12 protein-coding genes and 1 pseudogene are annotated in these 7,028 nt (G+C 36.9%); 9 read left to right on the top strand and 4 right to left on the bottom strand.

What is annotated here, in order from left to right:
* Window positions 1-568 precede the first annotated feature (568 nt).
* Window positions 569-694, bottom strand: a complete 126-nt coding sequence (locus tag IPP64_05310; protein ID MBL0328835.1) for a hypothetical protein — start codon at window positions 692-694, stop codon at window positions 569-571.
* A 230-nt stretch (window positions 695-924) separates the two neighbouring features.
* Between IPP64_05310 and IPP64_05305 the strand changes: the two genes are divergently transcribed.
* The 6 genes from IPP64_05305 to IPP64_05280 all read left to right on the top strand — a co-directional run bounded on the left by IPP64_05305 (window position 925) and on the right by IPP64_05280 (window position 3,665).
* Window positions 925-1,179 (top strand): hypothetical protein, encoded by a 255-nt coding sequence (locus IPP64_05305; GenBank protein MBL0328834.1) that lies wholly within the window; start codon window positions 925-927, stop codon window positions 1,177-1,179.
* Between the two features lie 858 nt (window positions 1,180-2,037).
* Window positions 2,038-2,403, top strand: a complete 366-nt coding sequence (locus IPP64_05300) for a hypothetical protein (GenBank protein ID MBL0328833.1) — start codon at window positions 2,038-2,040, stop codon at window positions 2,401-2,403.
* Between the two features lie 127 nt (window positions 2,404-2,530).
* A complete protein-coding gene (locus IPP64_05295) occupies window positions 2,531-2,710 on the top strand; it encodes a hypothetical protein (protein MBL0328832.1) in 180 nt (59 codons plus the stop codon).
* A complete protein-coding gene (locus IPP64_05290; GenBank protein MBL0328831.1) occupies window positions 2,711-2,983 on the top strand; it encodes a hypothetical protein in 273 nt (90 codons plus the stop codon).
* 43 nt (window positions 2,984-3,026) lie between these two features.
* Window positions 3,027-3,374 carry a hypothetical protein gene (locus IPP64_05285; protein MBL0328830.1) on the top strand — a complete coding sequence of 116 codons (348 nt, stop codon included), beginning with the start codon at window positions 3,027-3,029 and terminating at the stop codon, window positions 3,372-3,374.
* A 78-nt stretch (window positions 3,375-3,452) separates the two neighbouring features.
* The gene (locus IPP64_05280) at window positions 3,453-3,665 is read left to right on the top strand and encodes a hypothetical protein (GenBank protein MBL0328829.1); all 213 of its coding nucleotides are present in this window, start codon (window positions 3,453-3,455) and stop codon (window positions 3,663-3,665) included.
* Between the two features lie 52 nt (window positions 3,666-3,717).
* Here IPP64_05280 and IPP64_05275 read toward each other — a convergent pair whose 3' ends face one another.
* Together IPP64_05275 and IPP64_05270 are read right to left on the bottom strand one after the other, a co-directional pair.
* A complete protein-coding gene (locus tag IPP64_05275) occupies window positions 3,718-3,915 on the bottom strand; it encodes a hypothetical protein (protein MBL0328828.1) in 198 nt (65 codons plus the stop codon).
* Window positions 3,916-4,178: 263 nt separating this feature from the next.
* On the bottom strand, window positions 4,179-4,523 hold the full coding sequence (locus IPP64_05270; GenBank protein MBL0328827.1) for a mechanosensitive ion channel: 345 nt from the start codon (window positions 4,521-4,523) through the stop codon (window positions 4,179-4,181).
* Window positions 4,524-4,653: 130 nt separating this feature from the next.
* Here IPP64_05270 and IPP64_05265 point away from each other — a divergent pair.
* From IPP64_05265 to IPP64_05255, 3 genes and pseudogenes are all read left to right on the top strand, one after another.
* A pseudogene (locus IPP64_05265) lies at window positions 4,654-4,880 on the top strand (DUF1456 family protein).
* 130 nt (window positions 4,881-5,010) lie between these two features.
* Window positions 5,011-5,442: a GNAT family N-acetyltransferase gene (locus tag IPP64_05260; protein ID MBL0328826.1), complete on the top strand. Its 432-nt coding sequence runs from the start codon at window positions 5,011-5,013 to the stop codon at window positions 5,440-5,442.
* Window positions 5,443-5,836: 394 nt separating this feature from the next.
* Complete coding sequence (locus IPP64_05255; protein ID MBL0328825.1) at window positions 5,837-6,235, top strand: hypothetical protein; 399 nt, start codon at window positions 5,837-5,839, stop codon at window positions 6,233-6,235.
* Between the two features lie 16 nt (window positions 6,236-6,251).
* Here IPP64_05255 and IPP64_05250 read toward each other — a convergent pair whose 3' ends face one another.
* Window positions 6,252-6,743, bottom strand: a complete 492-nt coding sequence (locus IPP64_05250) for a hypothetical protein (GenBank protein ID MBL0328824.1) — start codon at window positions 6,741-6,743, stop codon at window positions 6,252-6,254.
* Window positions 6,744-7,028 lie beyond the last annotated feature (285 nt).

The raw sequence follows: 7,028 nt of genomic DNA, 5'->3' as shown, positions 1-7,028 counted from the left end.
TCCTGCTCCATCTTCCCATGAAACGTCTCCATGAAACAGTCCCTTCTCCAACAACACCCCATGATTCTGTCAACAACCTCGCGGTGATTACAAAAACAAGTGTTGCGTTATTTCCATTGACAAATCAATGAAAACAATGCATCTATTTTATCTTTGTATCCGATTGAATCAATTTTTAATTTTGGACCTTCTGCTTTTACTTTCTCTGGAGTTTTACTTCCAAAAATTTAATTCCACTGGTTCTTTTAATCCCGCAACCCGGAATACTTCTTCATCTGTAGTGGGCAGATGTCAACATTCGCTTTTTTAAATTTTTCAGATGATAAACAATAAAACGACATGTCTTCCTGAAAACCAAACTCCAAAGCTTTATCAAACTCATCCAATACCAAACGTATGGATGGTTGCAGTATTTATATTTTCATTGCGAATATGAAATGCCAATCGCCCCGGTGTTCCTACTAATACAGCCGGTGCTTCACACCCAAACTATTTTTTCCGTTTTTTGTAGAATGTCCGCCATACGCACACCACTTTAAATCCGGTTTGCACGAGTTTAAACACTTGTTCAATTTGAATGGGCTAACCCCGCGATGGAACAATCACCAAGGCTTGAATCCTTCTTCGTTTTATCCAAAGAATTTAAAACAGGCAATAGAAATCCTAGCGTTTTTCCCGAACCCGTTGGCGACAATAAAATAATATCGTTTGATTTCTAGCGGCTTCAATCGTTGCTAATTGCATTTCATTTAATGAGGCAATTTTTAAATTCTCCAGTGCTTTCTGTAACATCATCATGTAGTTGAACAACAAAGGTAAGTTAGATTTCCTATACTACACTATTTATTGTAACTTAGCGTTAGTAGTATTCAAATGAAATTGTTAAAACATATTTTTTCGCCTCGTTAATTTCCAATGTTAACGATGATCACTTCATTCGTTGATGAGTCAGAAGAAGAAATCAAATATGAGATACTAGCACAAGGAACTACTGCCCAACTCAATTTTAGTGGAGGACAGTATTTTACGATAGATAATATTTTTGAATACGATGAATTCTGGATTCATCTTACAGGAAGTACAACAAATAAGCCCTATGCGGACCTGAGTATATCTACGATTATTGTTTGGGGAGGAGTTGGAAAATCGATAAGATTACCTTTTCAAACCAATTCATAAATATCTATTCTACAACAACAAAAGCAGGTCCTCCCTAATATGACTATGGCCAGTGGCAGCCTGCTACTACCTCCATACCGACTCATTAAAATTCCCTGCAACAGTAACCCCTGTCAAATCTTTTGTGCAGGTGCTTGAACCTGAAGCAAAGGAAGACTAACATCCTTAAAAAATAGATTCTCTGTTGGCTCTTCTTTACACCCAAACAAAACAATTATTTGTCATTTTTGAATAATCACAGAATTATATTCTGCAAAAATTAATTTGCTTGGAATTTAAACTAATTAATTTTACTTAGCTATACAATTATTGGGTTAGTAATAAAATTATAACATTAAGTTTATAAAATCTTACAGTTAAAGCCATGGCGGATACAACCACTGATAAAAAAGAAAATCAACTCTTCCATCGAAGAGGCGACTTTGATAAAAGGTTTGAATTGATGTGCACTGCCAAAGCAATGGCAGAACTTATGAAGCCAATAAAGAAGTAACCGCAAAATATGCATGCTACTCCACGCGGACATGAAGCGATTCAGTTGGTTGTTAGTTTGCAATTGTTACCTACAGGATTTTCTTTCGGCCTATTACCGTGACGATAGCATGATGCTTGGAATCGATGCAGCCCTATCGAATTAATGACGTTGCAGCTATTGGCAAAACGCGATGACCCTTTTTCCGGTGGAAGAACCTATTACTGCCAAGCGATCGTTTAAAAAGAGACGATATGCCTAAAATCGTCCACCAAATCTTCTGCAACGGGAATGCAAGCCATCCCAACAAACGGGTGCCATGGGTATTCAATATTTAGAAAAACAAAACCCAAACTCATTTACCCTCTCCAAGGGAGAGGGAGAAAGTGGACAAACCCATTGCGGTTTGTTCTCTAGGTGATGCGTGTATTACCGAAGGTGAAGTGGCGGAAGCATTTCAAATGGCGGTATTAAAAAAATTGCCAATCCTTTATGTTGTTCAAGATAACGAATGGGATATTTCGGCAAACGCAAAAGAAATTCGCGCTCAAGATGCCACCGAATATGCCAAAGGATTTAAAGGATTGGAAACAAGAACCATTGACGGAACGGATTTTGAAAAATCATACAACACCGTTAAAGAAGTACTGCCATTATCCGCAAAGAACGCAGAGACCTTTAATTCATGCGAAAAAACCTTTGTTAAATCACCATACCTCAGGCGAGCAAAGAATGGTACCGCGATGATTTGAAGAAGTACAAAACTTGATCCGTTTCAAGATTGCACAACAAATGATTGTAGCATGATTTCTATCCGAATTAAATGAAACTGAATTATCGCAAAAGAAAAGGTAGGAACGCGATTATCAAAAAGCATTGATGCAGAAGATCCTCGCCCTGAAGATTTATTTTCTGATCACGACTACTGCACCTACTCCTGTTACCGAAGAAAAGGTGAAAGAGAACCGCAGGAAAGAAAAACTGTTATGGTGGATTCTGCTTTCCAATTCAAGAATTGATGGAAACATCCGGAATCTTTGCTATACGGCCAAGATGTAGGTGGACGATTCGGAGGAGTTTTTCGGGAAGCAGTTACTCTTGGCACAACCATTTGGGGACAAACGCGTATTTAATACACCTATCCAGGAAGCATTCATTATTGGCAGCACTGTTGGAATGAGTGCGGTTGGTTGCAAACCCATTGTAGAAGTTCAGTTTGCCGATTACATCTGGCCGGGCTTAAATCAATTTATTACAGAAGTTTGCGAGATCCAGTTATTTGTCGAATGGCAAATGGCCGGTGAGTGCCATCATCCGTGTTCCAATTGGTAGCGTATGGAAGAGGTGACTCTATCACTCTTCGAGTGTAGAAAGTATTTTAACCAATATCCGTGGTATCAAAGTATGTTATCCTTCCACCGGTGCTGATTTAAAAGGTTTGATGAAAGCTGCCTACTACGATCCGAATCCGGTAGTGATGCTCGAACACAAAGGATTGTACTGGAGTAAAGTGAACGGAAGATGCAAAACCATTGAACCGGATGAAGATTATATTATTCCATTCGGAAAAGCGCATGGTGCGGGTAGTAGGAATGGAAAACGGAAAATGGAAAAATGGAAGATGGTACATTTGCCGTCTCACATTATACATCATCCATCACAATCATTACTTAGTGAATGGGCGTGTATTGGGCAAAAATGCAGCGAAAATTTCCCTTATTAAGTTGAAATTGTGGATTTAAGAACACTAATCCACTGATGAAGAAACAATTTAGCTACCGTTAAAAAACATGGAAAATGCATCGTACTTACGGAAGAACCTTATAACAATGGTTTCTCGCAAGCATTGGCAGGACGAATTTCTAAAAAATGTTTCGAATATTTAGATGCTCCGGTAGAAGTAATCGGTTCGGAAAACCTTCCGGCTATTCCTCTAAATTCTACGTTGGAAACAACCATGTTGCCGAATGCCACCAAAGTTGCAAAAGCAATTGAAGAATTATTGAACTATTAATAACTACCCCCTTTTATAAAAAAAGCTCCCGAATCATCGGGAGCTTTTTTATTTATTCTTGTACCATTACGCGCTTAATCTGCGGACCTTTAATACCATTGTCGATTAATGCCTGATGAATATTTTCATACGCATTGAACTGCACAAATTGAGAATTGTCGGGTGTGGCATATGGACGAATGGAAAGCATCATTGCACTTTCTGCATAGCCAACAATATTTACAGTAGGCGCTGGTTCTTTTAAGATCAATCATCCTTACTCAACTCTTCCAGAATTATTTTTCTCACCTTGTGAAGGTCTTCCATTAAAATCAACACTCACCTTTAATATCCACACGCAAACTTCCTTGTTTAGAAACATTGATGATCGTACCATTAGATACCGCACCATTCGGCAAAATAATCCGTTTTGTTTTTCCGTAATCATAATGGTATTAAAATCTGAATTCTTTACCTGTCCACTTTCACCTGACACGTTATTAAATCACCCACCTTGAACGGCTAAAATTAAAATCAAACACCACCAGCAAAATTCGACAAAGAACCTTGTAAGGCCAAACCGATTGCCAAACCTGCTGCTCCAAACACTGCTACAAGAGAAGTGGTTGGCAAACCAATCATTCCGGCAACCGTAATTAAAACAATAATTTTTAATCCGATGTTCACCAAACTTCTTACAAAACTTCCCAATGAAACATCGTAATGACGGCCATTAAAATATTTAATCAAAAGTTTATCCACGCGTTTGGCCAGCCAAAACCCGATGACCAAGGTGAGCAATGCTTTTATCAATCCTGGTAAATAAGAAATCAAGGTATCCAGATACGGATGTAACTTATTTAATAGTTCGTTACTCATATTCATAATTTTAAAACATAATTACAAGGTTCAAATCTACAAATAAATGAGGCGATATTGACTATTTTTGAAGAAGAAACAACGATTCATATATTATTGATAACTTTGCAGATTCAAACACTAAACGATGCTGTCAAACAACGATATTCTAAAATTACGCGTAGCGCTGAGCTAAAAGACGAAGATGTTATTAAAATCTTAAAGTTGGTCGATTTTCGAAATTTCAAAAAGTGAAGTCAATGCTTTACAGAACACCCGACCACCAAAACTTCAAACCTTGTGGCGATCAGTTGTTGCGCAACTTTAAATGGATTAATTATCTACAAACGTGGACCAATGCCTCCGAAAAAGAAGTGACAGGTGGCGGCAAACAATAGAATAAAATAATCATCGTGACCAACAATTAAAATTACAGCAGGATTAATTCCCCCTTTAAAGGGGGCCAAGGGATTGGCAATCACCAATTCACGCAGTCTCACATAAATAAATGAATCACTCCTACACCTTCAAAGAACTCCTCACACCCGAAGAAATGCTTCAACACATTTCTCTTCTTCAACAACTACAACCGACACTTACCATAGAAGATTACAAAATCCTGCTTCCCGAAATGCTAAAAAATGACTACGGACAAGTGGCTATTTTTGATGCGGATACATGCATCGGTATTTCCGGATATTGGATCAATACCAAATTGTATTCCGGGAAATATTTGGAAATGGACAATGTAGTGATTGATAAAAACTACCGCTCCAAAGGGATTGGAAAACTAGTATGCGATTGGTGTACCCAAAAAGCAATAGAAAACAATTGCAAGAAAATAATGCTGGATGCTTATTTAGAAAATGAAAAAGCTCATGCCTTCTACGAACGAGAAGGATTTGTAAAAAAAGGATACCACTTTATAAAAACGATATAAAATTCCTTTCTAAACTGCATTTATAAACCCTAATACCCAATTATTAATATTTACTACCTTCGGTGTACCAGGGGCACTCCATAAAATGTCTGGGGGACATTTTATGAGTGGAGCCAGTTTGAAGGGGAGGGTTTCAGGATGACCGGAAACCTAAGATGATATGTTGGGAAATATGTTTTTTAGGTTTTGTATTGGAAAATTGCTAAAATAAATGGAACAACTGTTGAAACCCTACTTATCCGAAAAAATTAGTATTCAAAGATCCAAACAAAGGTAAACCTAGCGGATACAAATTGCGTCTGACAGGTGATTTATAGACATTTTACATTGTTTAGTAGGGGCTTTTGTCTAGTGGGTAGATAAACATGTTAGATTAATAAGTATATTTGATGACATGAAAAAAACATTTGCAGCAATTTTTATTTTACTTATTTCAGCTTGCGGAAATAGCTATAAAAACGATATAAATGTTTCTGAAGCAAAATCCATGTCGGAAGAACTACTGGTAAAAATTCAAGAACAAAATTACGATGTAATTAGGCAGTACTACTCGGATAACTTTTTTGTCGAAGTAAGTGAAGACCAATGGAAAAAAAATCTGATGATGATTAACGACAATATAGGAGAAATCAATAGGTTTGAATTATCCAACTCCGAAATTACATATGGAAGTGAACCCTTTGTCGCGTTGACATATATAGTAGACAGAGGAAAGACACCTGAAATTCATGAATTCTCAATAACCAAGGAAAATGGCACTCTCAAGATCTTTGGTCACAAGATCAAATTATAATTAATTATAACACTTACTACTTCGTCTCCCGAATTGTAAAGCCATTAAAATCCTTAATAGTTTGGGAAAAATATTCTAGATCTTCCTTATCAGTAAACTTTGTGATCAAATAGCTAATATCAGTATCTTTTATTTGGACAAAAACGCGCAGAATTGTTGTACCAGAATCATAATCCGCAAGCTCTTTACGCTTTGTTATGGTTAATTCAAGATCTAAATACGCGTTTTCGAGCTTATAGTAGTTAAGAACAGGTATTCCTAAAACTACACCTTTTTTTGTAACGAGATACTCGCCTTTTTTATGAAATTCTATTTTTTCTCGATAAGTGAAAGTCAATAACACAAGCAAAACCAAAACCGCTGCGGTTCGAATATTAAAATGACCAGAAGAGTAGTAGAGTCCAATTACAATAATAAAAAACATCCGTTGCCAGATCTTTCTTTTAATTATTATCTCCAGTCTCTGATCACTAACAGTGATTTTGTAACGTAAAAGCAGTTTATTCATGTGTCCCTAAAATCGATGCTTATTAAGGTGAAGGATTAATTTACTTTATTTCAGGTGCAGCACGGGTGCGCAATGGGGTTCGAACACTTATTCATTTTCTTCTCATTGTACTCCTCCGGTCATCCTGAAACCAAACCTTCGATACACCGAAGTAAGCTAATATAGTAATTTTTAGTTTCATTTACTACAAGATGCCTTATGAGGAGTTCGGCATTGAATGCATTTTGCACATTTGGTTTATAACTCAAAATTGAAAAGTTTGTTTCGCTTAAAAACAATCAAATC

The organism is Bacteroidota bacterium, from assembly GCA_016722565.1.
Lineage (GTDB): Bacteria > Bacteroidota > Bacteroidia > 2-12-FULL-35-15 > 2-12-FULL-35-15 > 2-12-FULL-35-15.
The sequence above is the reverse complement of the archived record's forward strand: the minus strand, read 5'-3'. Positions and strand labels throughout refer to the sequence as shown.